This window comes from Novosphingobium sp., from assembly GCF_032093395.1.
In the GTDB taxonomy this organism is placed as follows: domain Bacteria; phylum Pseudomonadota; class Alphaproteobacteria; order Sphingomonadales; family Sphingomonadaceae; genus Novosphingobium.
Genome location: NZ_DAMDBA010000011.1, coordinates 1 through 19205, shown reverse-complemented (window position 1 = coordinate 19205; position 19205 = coordinate 1). Strand labels below are relative to the sequence as shown.

Annotated in this window: 18 protein-coding genes; 11 read left to right on the top strand and 7 right to left on the bottom strand. The window is 64.0% G+C overall.

Going from position 1 to position 19205, the window contains the following annotated elements:
* Together RT424_RS06040 and RT424_RS06035 are read left to right on the top strand one after the other, a co-directional pair.
* A partial coding sequence (locus RT424_RS06040; protein ID WP_313435325.1) for a 2-oxoacid:acceptor oxidoreductase subunit alpha occupies positions 1-1380 on the top strand: 1380 nt, incomplete at its 5' end.
* 22 nt (positions 1381-1402) lie between these two features.
* The gene (locus RT424_RS06035) at positions 1403-2416 is read left to right on the top strand and encodes a 2-oxoacid:ferredoxin oxidoreductase subunit beta (RefSeq protein WP_313435323.1); all 1014 of its coding nucleotides are present in this window, start codon (positions 1403-1405) and stop codon (positions 2414-2416) included.
* Here RT424_RS06035 and RT424_RS06030 read toward each other — a convergent pair.
* Entirely contained in the window at positions 2409-3020 is a 612-nt protein-coding gene (locus tag RT424_RS06030) for a phosphatase PAP2 family protein (protein WP_313435321.1), read from the bottom strand. The genes RT424_RS06035 and RT424_RS06030 overlap by 8 nt on opposite strands.
* A gap of 173 nt (positions 3021-3193) precedes the next feature.
* On the opposite strand from RT424_RS06030, the gene RT424_RS06025 reads away from it, so the two are divergent.
* Together RT424_RS06025 and RT424_RS06020 are read left to right on the top strand one after the other, a co-directional pair.
* Positions 3194-4570 (top strand): deoxyribodipyrimidine photo-lyase, encoded by a 1377-nt coding sequence (locus tag RT424_RS06025; protein WP_313435467.1) that lies wholly within the window; start codon positions 3194-3196, stop codon positions 4568-4570.
* Between the two features lie 85 nt (positions 4571-4655).
* Positions 4656-5966, top strand: a complete 1311-nt coding sequence (locus tag RT424_RS06020) for a cyclopropane-fatty-acyl-phospholipid synthase family protein (RefSeq protein WP_313435319.1) — start codon at positions 4656-4658, stop codon at positions 5964-5966.
* An 18-nt stretch (positions 5967-5984) separates the two neighbouring features.
* On the opposite strand, the gene RT424_RS06015 is transcribed toward RT424_RS06020, so the two are convergent.
* The 3 genes from RT424_RS06015 to purF form a co-directional block, all read right to left on the bottom strand.
* The gene (locus RT424_RS06015) at positions 5985-6323 is read right to left on the bottom strand and encodes a PilZ domain-containing protein (RefSeq protein WP_313435317.1); all 339 of its coding nucleotides are present in this window, start codon (positions 6321-6323) and stop codon (positions 5985-5987) included.
* Between the two features lie 79 nt (positions 6324-6402).
* The gene (locus RT424_RS06010; RefSeq protein WP_313435315.1) at positions 6403-7149 is read right to left on the bottom strand and encodes an SDR family NAD(P)-dependent oxidoreductase; all 747 of its coding nucleotides are present in this window, start codon (positions 7147-7149) and stop codon (positions 6403-6405) included.
* A complete protein-coding gene (gene purF / locus RT424_RS06005) occupies positions 7146-8594 on the bottom strand; it encodes an amidophosphoribosyltransferase (RefSeq protein WP_313435313.1) in 1449 nt (482 codons plus the stop codon). Before purF ends, RT424_RS06010 begins: the two co-directional genes overlap by 4 nt.
* 550 nt (positions 8595-9144) lie before the next feature.
* Here purF and RT424_RS06000 point away from each other — a divergent pair.
* The 5 genes from RT424_RS06000 to dnaE all read left to right on the top strand — a co-directional run bounded on the left by RT424_RS06000 (position 9145) and on the right by dnaE (position 15640).
* Positions 9145-10386: a lipoprotein-releasing ABC transporter permease subunit gene (locus RT424_RS06000; protein WP_313435311.1), complete on the top strand. Its 1242-nt coding sequence runs from the start codon at positions 9145-9147 to the stop codon at positions 10384-10386.
* Complete coding sequence (locus RT424_RS05995; protein ID WP_313435309.1) at positions 10379-11053, top strand: ABC transporter ATP-binding protein; 675 nt, start codon at positions 10379-10381, stop codon at positions 11051-11053. Before RT424_RS06000 ends, RT424_RS05995 begins: the two co-directional genes overlap by 8 nt.
* 84 nt (positions 11054-11137) lie before the next feature.
* A complete protein-coding gene (locus RT424_RS05990) occupies positions 11138-11422 on the top strand; it encodes a hypothetical protein (RefSeq protein ID WP_313435307.1) in 285 nt (94 codons plus the stop codon).
* On the top strand, positions 11406-11903 hold the full coding sequence (locus RT424_RS05985) for a glutathione peroxidase (protein ID WP_313435305.1): 498 nt from the start codon (positions 11406-11408) through the stop codon (positions 11901-11903). The genes RT424_RS05990 and RT424_RS05985 overlap by 17 nt, the downstream gene beginning before the upstream one ends.
* Before the next feature lie 137 nt (positions 11904-12040).
* Entirely contained in the window at positions 12041-15640 is a 3600-nt protein-coding gene (gene dnaE / locus RT424_RS05980) for a DNA polymerase III subunit alpha (RefSeq protein ID WP_313435303.1), read from the top strand.
* A gap of 34 nt (positions 15641-15674) precedes the next feature.
* On the opposite strand, the gene RT424_RS05975 is transcribed toward dnaE, so the two are convergent.
* Entirely contained in the window at positions 15675-15965 is a 291-nt protein-coding gene (locus RT424_RS05975) for a hypothetical protein (protein ID WP_313435301.1), read from the bottom strand.
* A gap of 87 nt (positions 15966-16052) precedes the next feature.
* Positions 16053-17123, bottom strand: coding sequence for a PA0069 family radical SAM protein (locus RT424_RS05970; protein ID WP_313435299.1), 1071 nt, complete (start codon positions 17121-17123; stop codon positions 16053-16055).
* A 132-nt stretch (positions 17124-17255) separates the two neighbouring features.
* On the opposite strand from RT424_RS05970, the gene RT424_RS05965 reads away from it, so the two are divergent.
* On the top strand, positions 17256-17843 hold the full coding sequence (locus RT424_RS05965; protein ID WP_313435297.1) for a TetR/AcrR family transcriptional regulator: 588 nt from the start codon (positions 17256-17258) through the stop codon (positions 17841-17843).
* A 129-nt stretch (positions 17844-17972) separates the two neighbouring features.
* Positions 17973-18818 (top strand): TauD/TfdA family dioxygenase, encoded by an 846-nt coding sequence (locus tag RT424_RS05960; RefSeq protein WP_313435295.1) that lies wholly within the window; start codon positions 17973-17975, stop codon positions 18816-18818.
* 116 nt (positions 18819-18934) lie between these two features.
* On the opposite strand, the gene RT424_RS05955 is transcribed toward RT424_RS05960, so the two are convergent.
* A partial coding sequence (locus RT424_RS05955) for an isocitrate/isopropylmalate family dehydrogenase (RefSeq protein ID WP_313435293.1) occupies positions 18935-19205 on the bottom strand: 271 nt, incomplete at its 5' end.

Sequence of the window (19205 nt, the reverse complement as noted above, 5' to 3'; positions counted from 1 at the left end):
CCGCTGGTCGAATGGCTGCACGGCAAATTCGCGAAGAACCCGGTCCTTGCGGAAGCCAATATCGCCGCGCTCAACGCCGGACATGCTTATGGTGAAACGGCCGAACTTGCCGGTCCCCTGCGGCGTCTGCATCTGGATCCGGTGCCGAGCGCGCCGGGCCTCTATCGCACGATCAATGGGGCGGAGGCGATCGCACTTGGCCTGATCGCGGGCTGTCGGCTGGCCGGGCTGCCGATGTTCTTTGGCGGCTATCCGATCACCCCGGCCTCCGCGATCCTGCATCATCTGGTGAAGATGAAGGAATTCGGCGTCACCACGTTCCAGGCCGAGGACGAGATCGCCGCGATCTGCTCCGCGATCGGGGCCAGCTATGCGGGCCAGCTTGGCGTCACTTCTTCTTCGGGCCCCGGTCTTGCCCTCAAGGGCGAGGCGATGGGGCTGGCGGTAATGACCGAGCTGCCTCTCGTGATCGTCAATTCGCAGCGGGGCGGGCCGTCCACCGGGCTTCCCACCAAGACCGAACAGTCGGACCTCTACCAGGCCGTCTACGGCCGCAATGGCGATGCGCCCCTGCCGGTGATCGCCGCATGCTCGCCCGCCGATGCCTTCGAATGCGCGATCGAAGCCTGTCGCATCGCCACCAGCTACATGACGCCGGTGATACTGCTGACCGACGGCTATATCGGCAATGCCTCCGAACCCTGGAAGGTGCCGGATCCCGCAGCTTTCGAACCGTTCCCCGTGCAGTTCCTGAAAGAGCCGAACGGCGCGGATCGCGTGCTCCCCTACAAGCGCGACGAGCGAGGGGTGCGCCCATGGATCAAGCCCGGCACGCCGGGCCTCATGCATCGTATCGGCGGGATCGAGAAAGCCATCGATACCGGCAACATCGACTATGCACCCGACGTCCATCAAGCCCAGACCGATGCGCGCAAGGCCCGGATCGACGGCGTTGCCGCTGCCGTTCCGGCTCAAGAGCTTAGTCTCGGCGAACCGGTCGGCAAGCTGCTGGTGATCGGTTGGGGCTCGACGTTCGGAGCGATCCATCAGGCCGTGCGTCGTGCGCGCAGGAAGGGGCTGGCGGTCAGCCATGCCCATGTTCGCCACGTCTGGCCGCTGCCGGCCAATCTCGGCGACCTGCTGTCCGGGTTCGACCACGTGCTGGTGCCGGAAATGAACACCGGGCAGTTCAAGACGATCCTGCGGGATCGGTTTCTCGTCGATGCGGTGCCGCTGACCAAGACCAGCGGCCAGCCCTTCGCCATCGCCGAACTGGAGGAGGCCATCGCCCGGTTCTTCGATGAGATCCCCGGAAATGAGGGTGGCGAGGTGGAGGTCAACGCGACGCAGCTTCCCGCCCCCGAGATCGAGCAGCCCTGACGGTTCCGACGGAGACACGATCATGAACGAAATGACTTCGATCGAGACGACGCTCAAGGATTGGGAGACCGATCAGGAGGTGCGCTGGTGTCCCGGCTGCGGGGACTATGCGATACTCAAGGCCGTGCAGCGCACTCTGCCGATGCTGGGCGCCGATCCGAAGAATACGGTCTTCGTCTCGGGCATCGGCTGTTCGAGCCGCTTTCCCTACTATGTCGAGAGCTATGGCTTCCATTCGATCCACGGCCGGGCGCCGGCCGTGGCCACGGGGATCAAGCTTGCCAATCCGGATCTCGACGTCTGGCTGGTGACAGGCGACGGCGATGGCATGTCGATCGGCGGCAACCACACGATGCACGTGCTGCGGCGCAATCTCGATTGCCAGATCCTGCTGTTCAACAACGAGATATACGGCCTGACCAAGGGGCAGTATTCACCGACGAGCCGCATCGGTACGCCCTCGCCGACATCTCCGGCAGGTTCGGTCGATCGTCCCGCAAGCCCTTGTGCTTTCGCGCTGGGGTCGGGCGCCCGGTTCGTGGCGCGCAGCTATGACGTGTCCAAGGATCTGCCCGAGGTGCTCAAGGCCGCCTATCGCCACAAGGGTGCGGCTTTCGTGGAGATTTTCCAGAACTGCATCGTCTACAACAAGGACCGCTTCGACGATTTCACGGACAAGTCGGTCGCCGCCGATGCCCAGGTCTATTGCCGCGATGGCGAGCCCTTGCTGTTCGCCGGCGGCGCGAAGGGACTTGCTTTCGACATGGCCACGCTGTCGCTGAAAGTCGTCGATGTAGTGGGCGGAGACTGGCACGCCGCCGACGTGCTAGTCCACGATGTGCGGAACCGGAGCCTGGCGCATTTGCTGGTGGAGATGCCGTTCGGTCTTTATCCCATGGCGCTCGGCGTGATCCATGACGATCCGGCGCCGACCTTCGAAAGTGCGGTGATAGCCGAGAGGGAGAGCCACGCGGCAAGCAAGCCGGCGGATCTTGGCCAGTTGCTCGCGCGGGGGCAGACCTGGACGGTCAGGTGACCCGTTCGGCTCCAGCAAGCTCGTCGGCGGCATGGACCGCCGTTTCGGCCGGTCGATAAAGCAGGGCACTGGCGAGGAACGCCCATCCGGCACCGCCGAGCCATCCGGCCATGACGTCGCTCGGCCAGTGAACGCCCAGCCAGACGCGGCTCCAGGCAATGGCCAGACTGAGCACCATGGCACTCGCCACCAGGGTGTGGCGGACCGCGCCGCGATGACTCAGCGCGGCGAATGCAAGGGCGAAGGCGATGTAGGTGGACGCCGCGTTGAAGCTGTGCCCGCTGGGGAAGCTGGCACCGCCGGCCTCTGTGAGGTGAGGCACGATTTCCGGACGAGGGCGCCCGAACAGTGCCTTGAAACCCATATTGACGAGGCTGGCGCTGAGCACCGTGAGTGCCAGCAGCATTCCCTCCCGGCGGCAGCGCAGCCAGAACAGCGCCACGACAGCGAAGATCGTATAGAGCTTCAGTTGCAGGAACCCGCCCATCGCGGTGAGATCCCGCACCCATTCCAGCAGCCAGGTCGGTCCTAGAGGGCGTAAGTCCTGGGCGCGCCAGAAAAGCAGCCCGATCCGGTCGAATTGCGTGGTGCGGCCTGCTGGCATGGCCCATGCGAAGAAGGCGAATCCTGTCCAGCAAGTCGCAGCAGCCAGCAGGGCCTTGCGCGGATCGATCCGGTGGCGGAGGGTCGCGGACCTCCTTTTTGAAGAGGCGGGCGCTGGCTTGGAAATGGGCATTGCCTTAAGGAACGGCGATGACCGACAAGCGTTCCGGCAGCATGAAACCCCCCGTCATCGTCTGGCTGCGGCGCGACCTGCGCCTTTCCGATCAGCCTGCCATCTTCGAGGCCGCAAGCCAAGGCGCCATCGTCCCGGTCTACGTGCTGGACGACGAGACGCCGAAACATCGCCGCATGGGCGCCGCCTCTCGATGGTGGCTGCACCATTCCCTCGAAAGCCTCGACGCTGCCTTGCGCGAAAAGGGCTCGCGGCTGGTCCTTCGCCAGGGCCGCAGCGATGAGGTCTTGAAAGCGGTCGCGGACGAAGTGGGCGCTTGCGAGGTTCATGCTCTTCACCATTACGAGCCCTGGTGGCGAAACGCAGAGAAAGCCGTTTCCCAGGTGCTCGACCTGCATCTGCATCACGGCAATTACCTCGCGCCGCCGGGTTCGGTGACAACGGGGGCGGGCCGGCCCTACAAGATCTACACGCCGTTCTGGCGCGCGCTGCACGAGCGCCTGCCGCCCGTCGAACCCCATCCCCGACCGGCCCGGATCGAAGCCCCAGCCCGGTGGCCGCGGTCCGATCGTCTGGCTGACTGGAACCTGCTGCCCAAGCAGCCGGACTGGGCCGGCGGTATGCGCGAGATGTGGGAGCCCGGCGAGGCAGGCGCGCACAAGCGGCTCCACGCCTTCGTGGAGGAAGCTTCGGCTTACGAGGCGCAGCGCAACCTGCCGTCCGTGGAAGGGACGTCCTTCCTCTCGCCCCATCTCCACTTCGGGGAGATTTCGCCGTCGCGGGTCTGGCATGCGGTGGCGGATGCCGGGGGATCGGTCGAGACCTTTCTCGGGGAACTGGGCTGGCGCGACTATGCCCAGAACGTGATCCTCCAGTTTCCCGACTACGGCAGCCGATCGGCCAAGGAAGACTTCGCGCACCTGGAGTGGCGAAGCGGCAAGGCAGCCGATTCGGACCTGAGGGCCTGGCAGCAGGGGCGGACCGGCTATCCGATCGTCGATGCGGGCATGCGCCAGCTCTGGCACACGGGTTGGATTCATAACCGGGTGCGGATGATCGTCGCCAGTTTCCTCATCAAGCACCTGCTGATCGACTGGCGCGAAGGCGAGCGATGGTTCTGGGACACGCTCGTCGATGCGGATTACGGCTCCAATGCGGTGAACTGGCAATGGAGCGCCGGTTCCGGCGTGGACGCGCAGATGTTCGTGCGGATCATGGCGCCGCTCACGCAGTCCGAGAAGTTCGATGCGGCGGACTACATCCGCCGATGGGTGCCGGAACTGGCCGCGCTGGAAGACGCGGATATCCACGATCCGGCTGGAGGAAAGCGACCCGACGGCTATCCGCCCAAGCTGGTCGAGCATCGCGACGGCCGGGAGCGGGCCCTGGCCGCCTGGGGGCGTTCCAAGGTTCGGTGAAGAGGAAAGCATAGTCCTCCCGAAGGGAGCCACTGATTCTTCCTAGGCAATTGCCCGCGGCCATTTTCCGGATAATATCAGGTTCATGAACGCAAGTGCGCCAGGCAGGGGTGAGGAACTGGTCGAGGGCGGCCGCTCCATCGGTGTGGGTCCGCAATGGCTGGCGCGGCTCTGGTCCGGTGGCGTTTCGAAGGTTCTGGACCGAATCGACCGGGGCCTTGAAAGCGGCTCGATAGAAGCGACGCTTCCGGGGGGCGGGACGCGCCTGTTGGGCGGAAGGGCGCCCGGATTTGATGCCGTCGTCGAGATTCGCAGCTGGCGCGCCTTGCTGCGTCTGGCCACGGCGGGCTCGGTCGGCTGGTATCAGGCATGGGAGGAAGGCGAGTGGGACAGCCCGGATCCCGTGCCGATATTCGCCCTGTTCATGGAGAATGCCGATAGTCTCGGCAATGTCGGCAGGGCTACCGGCCCTTGGCGGGCGCTGGCCAAGTTCCTCCATTGGCTTCATCGCAACACCCGTTCGGGCTCCTTGCGAAACATCCATGCCCATTACGATCTGGGCAACGACTTCTACGAACAGTGGCTCGGCGAAACGATGCTCTATTCCAGCGGCATCTTCCCGCGTCCGGGAAGCGGGCCGAACGCACTCAGCCAGTTCGTCACGACACTGGACGCCGCCCAGTCCAACAAGATCGGCGCGATCGCGCATCGGCTCGATCTTCATGAGGGGGCTCGCGTCCTGGAGATCGGCTGCGGCTGGGGTACGCTTTCGGCTTTCCTGGCGGAGACGGAAGGCGCGAAGGTCGATGCCATCAGCCTTTCCGACGAGCAGCTTGCCTATGCGCGCCGGCGTTGGAACGGCAGGGTGGAAGCGCGGGGTGGCCGCGTCGATTTCCTCAAGCAGGATTATCGCGACGTTTCCGGCGATTACGACGCCATCGTCTCCGTCGAAATGGTGGAGGCGGTGGGGCGTGGCTTCTGGCCGGATTTCCTCGATTGCATAGAGCGGAACCTCAAGCCGGGCGGCCGGGCGGCGATCCAGTATATCGCCATGCGCGATGACATCTTCGACGCCTATGCCGGCAGCGCCGACTTCATCCAGACGTTCATTTTCCCCGGCGGCATGTTGATACACGAGCCCGAGTTTCGCCGCCTTGCGCAGCAGCGTGGACTGTTGTGGCAGGACAGGCAGGCCTTTGGCCTGGACTATGCCCGCACCCTTCACGAATGGCGGCGCAACTTCGACAAGGTGGTCGCGGAAGGCAGGCTCCCCGCCGGGTTCGACGAGCGCTTCGTGCGGCTCTGGCGCTTTTACCTGATGTATTGCGAAGGCGGCTTCATGGGCGGCGGCATCGATGTTGCCCAGGTAACGCTGGTCAAGCCCGTCGAGCCCTGAAATCCTATCCGTTGGGGATCAGTTTCCCAGACCGCGCCAGCGGGTCAGCACCGTATCGAGGACGATAGGGTTCAGCAGTTGTTCGAAGGCGCAGCCGACCAGTCCGTCTTCCCACCAGATCACGCGTGCGGACAAGGCTTCCATGCCGGGCAGGGTCAGCCAGCAACAGGTACGCGGAGGGATGCGGCTGATCGCCGTCGCCGAAAAGCCGGATAGCGAAAGATCGCGCACCGCCGTCTGGAAGCCCTTGGTTCCGGAGGCGCGAAAACCGGCCGGTATCGAAATACGCTGGCGGATCGCGCTGCGGTCTTCCTGGGCGGCGAGTTCGTAGATGTCCTGCGGGGATTTCGTCGTCATTTTCCCGAGATCCATGCATTGGCGCGACGCAAACGAAGCGTCGTCAATGGTAGAAAATCAGGAAAGGGTTACCACAGGATTAAAATGCGGACGATACGGTTTCGCGGTGCCCGCTCTCGAAGGCTTCACCCAGCAGCGCGACCAGCCGGTCAGCCACGACTTCCGGCGGCTTGACCGAGGCAGGGGCCTCGCCCGGATAGGCGCGGGCGCGCATGGCGGTGCGCGTGGCGCCGGGATTGACGATGGCGACGCGCACTTTCGTGGCGTTGCGCGTTTCCTCGGCATAACAGTCCAGCAGCATGTCGCTGGCGGCCTTGGTGGCGGCATAGGCGCCCCAGAATGCGCGGGGCTTTTCCGCGACGCTGGTGCTCAGGCCGATCACGCGGGCATTGTCGCTCTTGCGGAGCAGGCCGTCGAAGTTGGCGATCAGCGCCTGCGTGGCAAGAACGTTGGTGGTGAGCGCCTTGTTGAAGGCGCGCTGGTCGATATCGGCCACGCTCGTCAGTTCGGGCAGGACCGCTGCATTCACGACGAGGATGTCGAGCTTGCCCCAGCGCTGCGAGACGGCGGTGGCGAGGCGGGCGATGCCGTCCGGCTCGACCAGATCGACCGGCGCGATCGTTGCCGAGCCGCCGGCCTGGTAGATCTGGTCCTCGATCGCTTCGAGCGCCTTGGTGTCACGCCCGGTCAGCAGGACATGCGCCCCTGTCGCCGCAAGTGCGAGCGCCGTGGCCGCGCCGATGCCCCGGCTGGAGCCGGTGACGAGCGCAACCTGACCTTCGAACGGCTTGCCGCCAGCATTCTCGCTCACGCTATTCTCGCTCACGCTGCGTTGAGCTCCCCCGAGAACCTTTCGGCGAAGTCCGTCAGCTTGGTGGGATATTCGCCCGAGAAGCAGGCGTCGCAGAACTGCGGGCGCTTCCGGTTGCGCTTTTCCTCACCGACTGCGCGATAGAGGCCGTCGATCGAGACGAAGGCAAGGCTGTCGGCCTTGATGAAGTCGGCCATGGCCTGGATGTCCATGTTGGCAGCCAGCAGCTTCGACCGTTCCGGCGTATCGACGCCGTAGAAGCACGAATGCTCGGTCGGCGGGCTGGCGATGCGCATGTGGACTTCGGCGGCGCCGGCGTCGCGCATCATCTCGACGATCTTGAGCGAGGTGGTGCCGCGCACGATCGAATCGTCGATCAGGATGATGCGCTTGCCTTCCACGATGGCGCGGTTGGCGTTGTGCTTGCGCTTCACGTCCGCGTGGCGGGCTGCGTCACCCGGCTGGATGAAGGTGCGGCCGACATAGTGCGAGCGGATGATGCCGAGTTCGAAGGGAATGCCCGACTGCTGGGCATAGCCGATCGCGGCGGGAACGCCGCTGTCGGGGACCGGGATCACGACGTCGGCCGGGGCCGGCGCTTCCTTGGCCAGTTCCATGCCGATCTGCTTGCGCACCTGATAGACCGAGCGACCGTCCATCACCGAATCGGGACGGCTGAAGTAGACATGCTCGAAGATGCAGGGGCGCGGAGCCGGATTGCCGAAGGGGCGGTGGCTGGAGATCGTGCCCTTGTGGTCGACCTGGACCAGTTCGCCCGGCTCGATCGACCGGATGAACTCGGCACCGATCACGTCGAACGCCACCGTTTCGGACGCGAAGACGGTGGCGTCGCCGATGCGGCCCATGACCAGCGGGCGGATGCCCAGCGGATCGCGGCAGGCGATCATGCCCTCGGCCGTCATGCAGATCAGCGAGTAGGCGCCTTCCACCATGCGCAGGGCATCGACGAAACGGTCGAGCAGCGTGGGATAGCGGCTGGTGGCGACGAGGTGGATGATCACCTCGGTGTCCGAGGTCGACTGGAAGATCGAACCCTTCGACACGAGATCGCGCTTCAGCGTCATCGCGTTGGAAATGTTGCCGTTGTGCGCGATCGAGAAACCGCCCGCGGCAAGGTCGGCAAAGAGCGGCTGCACGTTGCGCAGGCCCGATCCGCCGGTGGTCGCATAGCGGACGTGGCCCGAGGCCATGGTGCCGGGCAGGGTGTCCAGCTCGCGCTGCGAGAACACTTGCGCCACGTGGCCCAACCCGCGGTAGGAGTGAAACTCCGACCCGCTGAAACTGGTGATGCCCACGGCTTCCTGCCCGCGATGCTGAAGGGAATGGAGCCCGGCCGCGGCGATATTCGCCGCGTCCTTGGAACCAATTACGCCGAAGATGCCGCACTCTTCGCGCAGCTTGTCCCCGTCGGCGTCACGAAAGGGGTGAGTCAGGTTCATGGGTGTTTTTTCCGGCCCGCTGGCGCGTCAATATCTGGCGCGCATGTGGAGCGGATCGCCTCGAAATGCAAGGGGGGTCGAGCGCCGGAAGTCCGGTTGGCGCATTTGAGCCCGCTACGTGACGACATCATGACAGCCTCGATGTCGCCGGAACCGGGCAGGATCCGAGGCATTATCAAAGGCCCGTTCAGCGCCGCGTCACCTAGGGTCAGGACCTATTAGTCACGCCTGCGAGGTTTGAATCAAAATGGCTCGGCGCGAGGAAGGAAGGTGCAGGAATATGTCGATATTTCCAGACTTCCTGACGCTGCGCTGGGCCATTTTGATCAAATCCCTTCGGGACATTGGAATGGCTTCCATCTCGAACCGAAGCGACCTTGGACGGGCAACCAGCCCGCCCGGCAGCCACTTCGGTCCGATCTGTTCGCCATTCCAATGCCTCGCAGGCGTGACTAATAGGTCCTGACCCTAGGGCGGGCGATCCGCTTGCCAGTCTATCCACTTCTGCTTAATGCCGGGCCACCTGCCCGATCACAGACGGACCCGTCGCTTGATCCTATCCCCTTTCGAATGGACCATCGCCAAGCGCTACATGCTGCCCGGAAAGGGCGAGCGCTTCATCGCCCTTGTCGCCGGCATCAGCCTGGTGGCGGTCATGCTGGGCGTCGCCGCGCTGGTGATCGTCATGAGCGTGATGAACGGCTTCCGCGCCGAACTGTTCGACAAGATCGTCGGGCTCAACGGCCATGCCATCATCAATGCCTATGGCGGCCGGCTCGACGATTGGCGGGACGTGCTCAAGGACGTTCGCGCCACGCCCAATGTCGTGAATGCCTCGCCGCTGATCGAACAGCCGCTGGTGACGACCTTCAATGGCCGCGTCGAAGGCGTGCTGGTTCGCGGAAACACGAACGAGGATATCGCGCGCCTTGGCGAAAAGGTGAAGGCGGGCGATCTGCGTGAACTGGTGCCGGGAAGCGACAACGTGGCGATCGGCTCGCAGCTTGCGCAGAACCTGGGCGCGCAAGTGGGCGATACGATCACGGTGATGAACCCGCTGGGCCGTTCGACACCCTTCGGCACGGTGCCGCGCCAGATCGCCTACCGCGTCGCCGCGATCTTCGAGATCGGCATCTACGACTACGACAAGGCCTATGTGGTCATGCCGATGAAGGATGCGCAGACGCTGATGCTGACCGGCGACACCATCGGCATGATCGAGGTGACGACGACCAACCCGGACAAAGTCGGCGAAATTCTCGCCCCGCTCGAACGCAAGCTGAAGGGCAGGGCGATCGTCACCGACTGGAAGACCATCAACGCCTCGCTGTTCGAGGCGCTCTCGGTAGAACGCGTGGCGATGTTCGTGGTGCTCTCGATCATCGTGCTGGTGGCGGTGTTCAATATCCTGTCGTCGCTGATCATGCTGGTCCGAGCCAAGACGCGGGATATCGCGATCTTGCGCACGATGGGGGCCACGCGGCGCTCGTTGCTCAAGGTCTTCGTGACGACCGGGTTCTGCATCGGCGCGCTGGGAACGGTGGCCGGCGTGCTGATGGGCTTCATGTTCCTCTATTTCCGCCAGCCTATCGTCCATTTCGTGGAGATCGTGACTGGCCAGAACCTGTGGGATCCCTCGATCCGCTTCCTGACCGAGCTGCCCTCGCGGCCCGATCCGGTGGAGATCGCGGTGATCTGCGTGATGGCCCTGATCTTCAGCTTCCTTGCCACGCTCTATCCCGCCTTCAAGGCGGCGAGCACCGATCCCGTGCAGGTGCTGCGCTATGAATGACCCGGTAGTTCGCCTCGACAGACTTACCCGCAGCTTCGAACAGGGCGGGGTGCGCATCGACGTGCTGCGCGGCGTCGATCTTGCGGTCCAGCCCGGAGAGATCGTAGCCCTGCTGGGGCCTTCCGGCTCCGGCAAATCGACCATGCTCCAGGCGATCGGCCTTCTGGAAGGCGGCTTCGGCGGCCGTATCGAGATCGCGGGGATCGATGCCTCGAAGCTCGGCAAGGATCGGCGCGCGGCGGTGCGGCGTGACCACATCGGCTTCGTCTACCAGTTCCACCATCTCCTGCCGGACTTCAACGCGATCGAGAACGTGGTGCTGCCGCAGCTCATCACCGGAAAGCCGCGCGAGGAATGCGAGGAGCGGGCCAGGGATCTGCTCGGCGCGCTGGGCCTCGGGCAGCGGCTCGACCATCGTCCCAGCAAACTTTCGGGCGGCGAGCAGCAGCGCGTGGCGGTCGCCCGTGCGCTGGCGAACCGGCCGCGCCTGGTGCTGGCGGACGAGCCCACCGGCAATCTCGACGAGTCCACGGCCGACAAGGTCTTCGCGCAGTTCCTCGAACTGGTGCGCGGGCAAGGCAGCGCCGCGCTGGTGGCTACCCATAACGAGCGTCTGGCTGCGGCGATGGACCGCGTGGTAAGACTGCACGATGGCGTGCTGACCTGATGTTCATCCAGGGGGTGTGGGGAACATCGCAGACGGTCCAAGCGTTTTACCTTCAGAGGCAAGACGCGCGAAAGGAGCGTTTTTATGAGCGACTTTCCCACAACCATCCAAGGCCATCCGGCAGGCGAAGGCCTGGGCTGGAACGATAGTGCCGAACTGCACAAGACGGCCGACGGTGGAGGTGTATTCAACGTATTCAAGGCCATCCGCAGGGATACCGTGGCCAATCTGATCCGCTATGTCATGCATCTGCCGGAAGCGGACCAGGGCAACTATTCCGTCCAGAAGGACGGTGACAGGTTGCTGGAAATAGGGGACATACGCCGTCTTTATCGAAGGACGGATTTCCCTCATGGCGTCGCCGGCTGATCCCCGCACTGTCGCGGATTTCGAAACCCAATTACCTGGCGGCGAGACGACCAGTCCCGCCGACCGGCTTGGGAAAGTGCTGCTGGTCGTGAATACCGCCAGCAAGTGCGGATTTACGCCGCAGTACGCCGGCCTCGAAGCTCTGTGGCGCAAGTATCGTGATCAGGGTTTCGAGGTGATCGCTTTCCCCTGCAACCAGTTCGGCGGCCAGGAACCGGGCTCCGCGGAAGAGATCGCATCCTTCTGCGACGTCAACTTCGGCCTCTCATTTCCCCTCATGGGCAAGGTCGATGTCAATGGCGATCATGCCGCGCCGCTGTGGACGTGGCTCAAAAGCGAGGCACCCGGCCTTCTTGGCAGCAAGTCCATCAAGTGGAACTTCACCAAGTTTCTGATCGGTCGCGATGGCAAGGTCGTGCGGCGATATGCGCCAACCGATCGCCCGGAACGGCTGGAGAAGGACATCGAGGCGCTGCTCTGATCGGCGTTCGCGCTGCTTTCGTTTCCGCCCGGCAAGCACCCTTTCTTGCACCATTTTGGCGGCATCGGCGTCCTTTCCCCCGGCTTATCCGCAGGCGCGCCTTGATCGGGAGGTAGGGCAATGCCTAAATTCCGCCCATGGCCCACGCACCTTTCGTACCGCTCCGCATCTTTTCGAGTTTCACGATGCTGGACGGCGCGATCGATCCCAAGGCCGCGGCCAAGCTTGCCAAGGAGCGCAAGTTTCCCGCCGCTGCGATCTGCGACCGCAACGGCCTCTATGGCGCGCCGACTTACGCGCAGGCATGCAAGAGCGCCGGGGTGCAGCCCATTGTCGGCACGTTCCTGGCGGTCGCCCGGCCGGGTGCCGTAAAGCAGGGCCAGGATCGTCCGATCGACTGGCTCGCGCTGTTCGCCCAGAACGAGGCGGGCTGGCTCAACTTGTGCGACCTCGTCAGCCGCGCGCATCTGGACCGGCCGCTGCACCTCGAAGCCCATGTCGAACTGGATAGTCTGCGGGGCCATACCGATGGCCTGATCTGCCTGACCGGCGGCGGCGAGGGTGCCCTGGCCCGCCTTTTCGCGGCCGATCGCGTGGGGGCTGCCGAAAGCTATTGCGATACCTTGCAGGCGCTGTTTGGAGACCGTCTCTACATCGAGATCGCACGTACCGGCGACGAGGCCGAGGATGGCAGTGAAGAGGATCTGATCGCGCTTGCCTACGCGCGCGACATCCCGCTGGTCGGCACCAATCCCGCGCAATATGCCGAAGCGCAGTTCCATGCCGCGCATGATGCTATGCTCTGCATCGCCAATTCGACGCAAGTCGATGCGGCGGATCGCCCGCGTTCCTCGCCGGAGCGTTGGGTCAAGCCGGCCGAGACGATGCAGGAACTGTTTGCGGACCTGCCCGAAGCCCTGGCCAACACGCTCGTCGTGGCGCAGCGCTGCGCCTACATGCCGCCGCGCCGCAAGCCGCTGTTGCCCAGCCTTGCCGGTGACCTGGAGGGCGAGGCGCGGATGCTGGCAGACAATTCGCGCGCCGGTCTCGCCCGCCGACTTGCTCCTTACTGGCCGGAGGTGACGGAGGAGGAACTCGATGCCGCCATGGCGCTTCAGGGCGAGGAGCGAGAGGCGGCGTGGCGCGAACTTGCCGAACGCGGCGTCACAGAAGACTTCCTGGATTATGCCAGGCGCCTCGATTTCGAAGTGCAGATCATCGCCGGCATGGGCTTTCCCGGCTACTTCCTGATCGTTGCCGACTTCATCAAGTGGGCCAAGGACAACGATATCCCGGTGGGGCCGGGCCGTGGTTCCGGCGCCGGCTCGCTGGTCGCCTGGGCGCTGACCGTGACGGACCTCGATCCGCTCAAGCTGGGGCTGCTGTTCGAACGCTTCCTGAATCCGGAACGCGTCTCGATGCCCGACTTCGATATCGACTTCTGCGAAACCCGTCGCGGCGAAGTGATCCGCTACGTCCAGGGCAAGTACGGACACGACCACGTCGCGCAGATCATCACGTTCGGCAAGATGAAGGCCCGCGCAGTGCTGCGCGATTGCGGCCGCATCCTGCAAATGAGCTACGGCCGCGTCGACAGCCTCTGCAAGATGGTGCCCAACCATCCGACCGACCCCTGGACGCTGACCGAAGCGCTTCACGGCCGCAAGAAGCACGGTGTCACCGCCGACCCGCCGGTGGCCGAATTCCGCCGGGAGTACGACGTCGACCACGAGGTCAGGCGCCTCGTCGATCTGGCGGTTCAGTTGGAGGGTCTTCCGCGCAACTCGTCCACCCACGCGGCAGGCGTGGTCATCGGGGACCGCCCGCTGGCGCAACTGGTGCCGCTCTATCGCGATCCGCGCTCGGACATGCCGGTTACGCAGTTCGACATGAAGTCGGTGGAAGACACCGGCCTCGTGAAGTTCGACTTCCTTGGCCTGAAAACGCTTTCCGTGCTGAAGAAGGCCTGCGACCTGCTGGAACGGCGCGGGATCTCAATCAACCTGTCCACGCTGGGCTGGGACGATCCGGCCGTCTACGAACTGCTCAAGCGCGGCGATACCGTCGGCGTGTTCCAGCTGGAATCGGAAGGCATGCGCCGCACCCTGGCGGCGGTGAAGCCGACCAACTTCGGCGACATCATCGCGCTCGTCTCGCTCTACCGTCCCGGCCCGATGGACAATATTCCGCTGTTCGGCCGACGCAAGAACGGGCTGGAGTCGATCGAATACCCGCATGACAAGCTGGCGGGTATCCTTGGCGAAACCTACGGGATCTTCGTCTATCAGGAACAGGTCATGCAGGCCGCGCAGATCCTGGCGGGCTATTCGCTGGGCGATGCAGACCTTCTGCGCCGCGCCATGGGCAAGAAGGTCCAGGCGGAGATGGACCAGCAACGCCAGCGCTTCGTCGATGGCTGCAAGGACGTCTCCGGCATCGATGCCGCCAAGGCCAACGAATTGTTCGACTTGATCGACAAGTTCGCCGGCTACGGCTTCAACAAGTCGCACGCTGCCGCCTACGCGCTGCTTGCCTATCACACCGCGTGGTTCAAGGCGCATTACCCGCACGAATTCTACGCCGCCTCGATGTGCTTCGACATGCATCAGTCGGAAAAGCTGGCAATCTTCGTGGATGATGCCCGCCGCAACGGCATTCAGTTGGCCGCGCCCGACATCAACATGTCGGAAGCGGAGTTCTGCGTAGAGGAAACGCCGGACAGCCACGCGGTGCGCTATGCCTTGGCCGGCATACGCAACGTCGGCGAGAAGGCGATGGAAGCGCTAGTGGCGGAGCGGGAGGCGAACGGCAAGTTCGTCAGCCTCGACGACGTGTTCCGCCGCGCCCCGGCGGGGTCGATGAATCGCCGCCAGCTCGAAAGCCTGGCCGCGGCAGGCGGGTTCGACGCCCTGGAGCCCAACCGCGCCAAAGTGCTGGCCAATGCGGACACCCTGCTGGCCGAAGCCGACCGATCCTCGCGCGAACGGAATTCGGACCAGAACAGCCTGTTCGGCGGTGACGATCATGTCGAGCAGGGCTTGCGCCTGGTCGAGGCCGAACCGTGGAACCGCACCGATCAGATGGCCAAGGAGCGCGAGACTTTCGGCTTCTACTTCGCGGCGCACCCGGTCGAGCAATATCGCGCGGTGGCTTCGGCCAATGGCGCGCGAACCTATTCCAGCCTGATGACGGGCGGCGGAGCGGGCCGGACCGGCGCGGTGATGGCTGCGATGGTGGAGAACGTGCAGAAGCGCAAGACGAAGCGCGGCAAGGACTTCGTCATGGCCGATTTCTCGGACCAATCGGGCAATTTTTCGGCGTCGTGCTTCGAGGAAAGCCTGGTGGAGAACTTCGTCAGATGGTCGAAGGAAGGCACCTGCATCCTGCTCAACGTCGAACTCGACAGCCCCAGCCCGGATGAGCCGCCCCGTGTGACGGTTCGCAGCGCTAGGCCGCTCAACGAAGTGAAAGCCGATGCGCGGATGCTGCTGACGCTCGACATTGATCGGGTAGACGCGGTGCAGGAACTGGCGATGCTCATGCGTGAAGGCGCGCCGGGCTGTGGGGAGGTGGTGGCGACACTCGACTTGGGCGAGGGGAAACGGCAGAAGGTCCGCCTTGGCCGCAGCTTTGCGCTGGATGGTGATTTCGCGGAACATCTCGCCAGCGTGGCGGGGATTTCCAACGTTTCCCTGATCGCGCGCCGCGGGCCGGAAGGGCTTCGTCGCGCGGCCTGACGCGGGTCCGAACGATCGGACCCGCTCACTTTCGTCAGTTGCCGCTGTCCTTGTTTACGCTATCTGCCGCGTCTTGGGCGGCATCGCCCACCTTGTCAGCTGCGGCACCGACGTTGTTCGCTGCATCGGCTACAGCGTCGTCCTTGGCGGCTTCGCTCTGCGTGCCCTGACTGAAGAGATAGATGCCTCCGACAACCGCGATAAGCAGGATCAGCGCCATCACGATCCCTGTTGCGCCACCGGACGAGCCACGTTCGCGAATGATCGTCGTGGTCGTCGTGGGGGCTTCGGGAGCGCGCTCGGTGGTTACGGTTTCATCTGCCATGAAGGCCTCCTGTCCGATTTTTATCGTTGGGCAGGGAACGCGCGAGGATGGATCCGGTTGCCGGATGCGCGGTGATGGACAAAGCGTTCATAACAGCGAAAGCTGGCCGTCCAGCGAAGGACGGCGAAAACCCGAACAATCCAACGAAATCTCCGGCCGGGAAAATCCCATGCGCTGCATGGCGACCTTGAACCGCCGACGAAACAGGTCCGCCCAGACACCGCTGGGTCGCATGCGGGTGAAGAATTCAGGGTCGTTGTCGCGCCCGCCGCGCATTGACTGGATCGTCGCCATGACCTTGCCCGCGCGATCGGGAAAGTGAGCCTCCAGCCACTCGCGGAATAGTGGGGCCACTTCGTGGGGCAGGCGTATCATGATCCAGGTTGCGCGATCGATGCCCTGTGCGCGTGCGGCCAGGAGGATGTCCTCCAGGAACTGATCCGTTATCGAGGGGATTACCGGCGCGATCGAAACATGGGCCGGTACGCCGGCTTCCGCCAGCTTGCCGAGTGCCGCTATCCGCTTGGCAGGTGCGGCTGCGCGTGGTTCCAGCAGGCGGGAGAGCTTCGGGTCCATGCTTGTGACCGATATGGCCACCGTCACCAGATTCCGGCGCGCCAATTGAGAGATCAGTTCGAGGTCATGAAGAACCCGGTCCGATTTGGTCGTGATAGTGACCGGATGCCGCGCCTCAAGGCATACTTCGAGCAGGTCGCGCGTGATGCGGTAGCGTCCCTCGATCGGCTGATAGGGGTCTGTATTGGTGCCCATGGCTATAGGAGCGGGACGGTAACTTGGCTTGCCCAGGGTTTCACGCAGCATCTTCGCCGCGTCCGGTTTTGCGAACAGCCTGGTCTCGAAATCGAGGCCCGGCGACAGATCGTGGTAGGCATGGGTGGGGCGGGCAAAACAGTAGATGCAGCCGTGCTCGCAGCCTCGATAGGCATTGATGGAGCGGTCGAAGGGAATGTCGGGAGACGTGTTGAACGACAAGATCGAGCGGGGGTGTTCTTCGGTAACGGTGGTGGCGGGGTGTCGAGCCGGACCGTCGATATCCTCCATCGCGTCCAGCCAGTCGCCGTCCGCCTCTCTTTGAGGGAGGTTGAAGCGCTTGCTGGCCTGGCCGCTGACGGCACCTCTTCCCTTGTGAACTTGCATCGGACGAGTATGAACAAAAAGGGAACATCATGCAAGCCGAACCGTCCGGTTGATCTGGCCGTTGCCAGAGCCTAGGCAGGCGCGGACATCGAACCGGACCGTGCCGAGCGGCTGGCGGGCACAGGAGATTGCATGGCAGGCGCAGCGCGCAGGATTGGGGCAGAGACATCCGCGACGCGGGCGCGCATCGTCGAGGCGACGGTGGAACTGATCAGGGACGAGGGCTATGCCGCCGCCAGCACCCGGCGCGTGGCGGCCAGGGCGGGGCTGAAGCCCTCGCTGGTGCATTACTACTTCCCCACGACGGACGACCTGCTTCTAGAAGTGTGCCGCCAGGGCGCGGCCGACAGCGACCGCATGATCGATTCCGCACTGGCCTCCGACGATCCCGTGCGGGCGCTCTGGCGCTTTTTCGTCGATACCAGCCGGACAGCCATGTCGCTTGAGTTCATGGCGCTGGCCAATCATCGTCCTCCCGTTCGGGAGGCCATGGCGCAGCACAGTGTCGCGATGCGTGCGCGGCAGGTCGAGCTTCTTGGTCATCTCCTCGGTGATCGGATGAAAGCTCTGGAAGGGTTCGATCCGGCAGGGCTTGCGCTTATTCTCGCCGGGATCGGTCGCTGCATCGTGATGGAAAAGTCGCTGGGCGTGGAGGAAGGGCACGACCAGGCCCGCGCTATCGTCGAATCCTGGCTGGACAGGTTGGTGCCCCCAGCCTGAGCAGGGCCGGAGCGGAAGCGCGATAGATCGCGGCTGCATTGCACATTTGTTTGAACTGGTGTTCAGTCGGGGTATTGTTCTCCCATGAGTCGCTATGGCGGCAGACCATGATACGGGAGAATAAGAGACATGTCGGTGGCAACCCAGGCCAAGCTCCGGGCGGAGCAGATCAAGCCCAAAATCGGCAGTCGCGTGCTCAACGCTCGCGAGGAGCTGCTTTCGGGAGCTGTCGCCACGGAAATCCGGGAGCTTCTAGAAGCGCGCGGCGTCCTGGTGTTCCCGCAAGTGAACTTCACCGATGAGGAACAGGTCGCCTTCACCAAGACGCTCGGCACCTTCGCTCCGGAGCGCAAGGGCGGCGAGGAAGTGATTTCCAAGATCACTCTCGATGCCAAGGAAAACCCGATGGCCGCCGAGTACCTGAAGGGCTCGCTCTACTGGCACATCGACGGCACCCGCAACGACGTGCCGATCCTGGCTTCTCTGCTGTCATGCCGGGTGCCCAGCCCGCGCGGCACGGGCAACACCGGCTTCGCGAACACTTACGCCGCCTTCGAGGAATTGCCGGCGGACAAGCAGGCCGAGTATGAGCAGTACCGCATGATCCATGGCCCCTGGGCCAGCTTGTTCTACTACGAGCCCGAGCCGAGCCTCGCCAAGTTGCAGGGCTATGCGCAGATCGGCGAGCAGGAACTGCCCCTCGTCTGGAAGCACAAGTCCGGCCGCAAGAGCCTGGTGATCGGCTGCACTTCGGCGCAAGTGGTCGGCAAGTCCGCGCTGGAGAGCGCGATGATCATCCATGGCCTGCGCGAATGGGCTACCGGACCGGAGTTCACCTATAGCCACGAATGGGAAGTGGGCGATCTGGTCATGTGGGACAATACCGGCACCATGCACCGGGCCGAGGCCTATGACCCGAACTGCGGCCGCATGATGCACCGCACGAAGCTCGAAGGCGAAGAGCCCTTCGAATAAGAGACGTTCCGCAAGGCGGCGCCGCCGCTTGAAGGGGCAAGAAAAAACCCTCCGCCTGCGAAGGCGGAGGGTTTTTTGCACCCCAGGTCCGAAGACCCGGGGTCGGTGCGAAGGGCTCAGGCCCAGGCAGCCATCTTGGTTTCGAGGTTCTTGACGATTTCCTCGAAGAACTGCTCGGTGGTCATCCAGTTCTGGTCCGGACCGATCAGCAGTGCGAGATCCTTGGTCATCTTGCCGCTTTCGACGGTTTCGATGCAGACCTGCTCCAGCGTCTCGGCGAACTTCACCACTTCCGGCGTCTCGTCGAACTTGCCGCGATAGGCGATGCCGCGCGTCCAGGCGAAGATCGAGGCGATCGGGTTGGTCGAGGTCGCCTTGCCCTGCTGG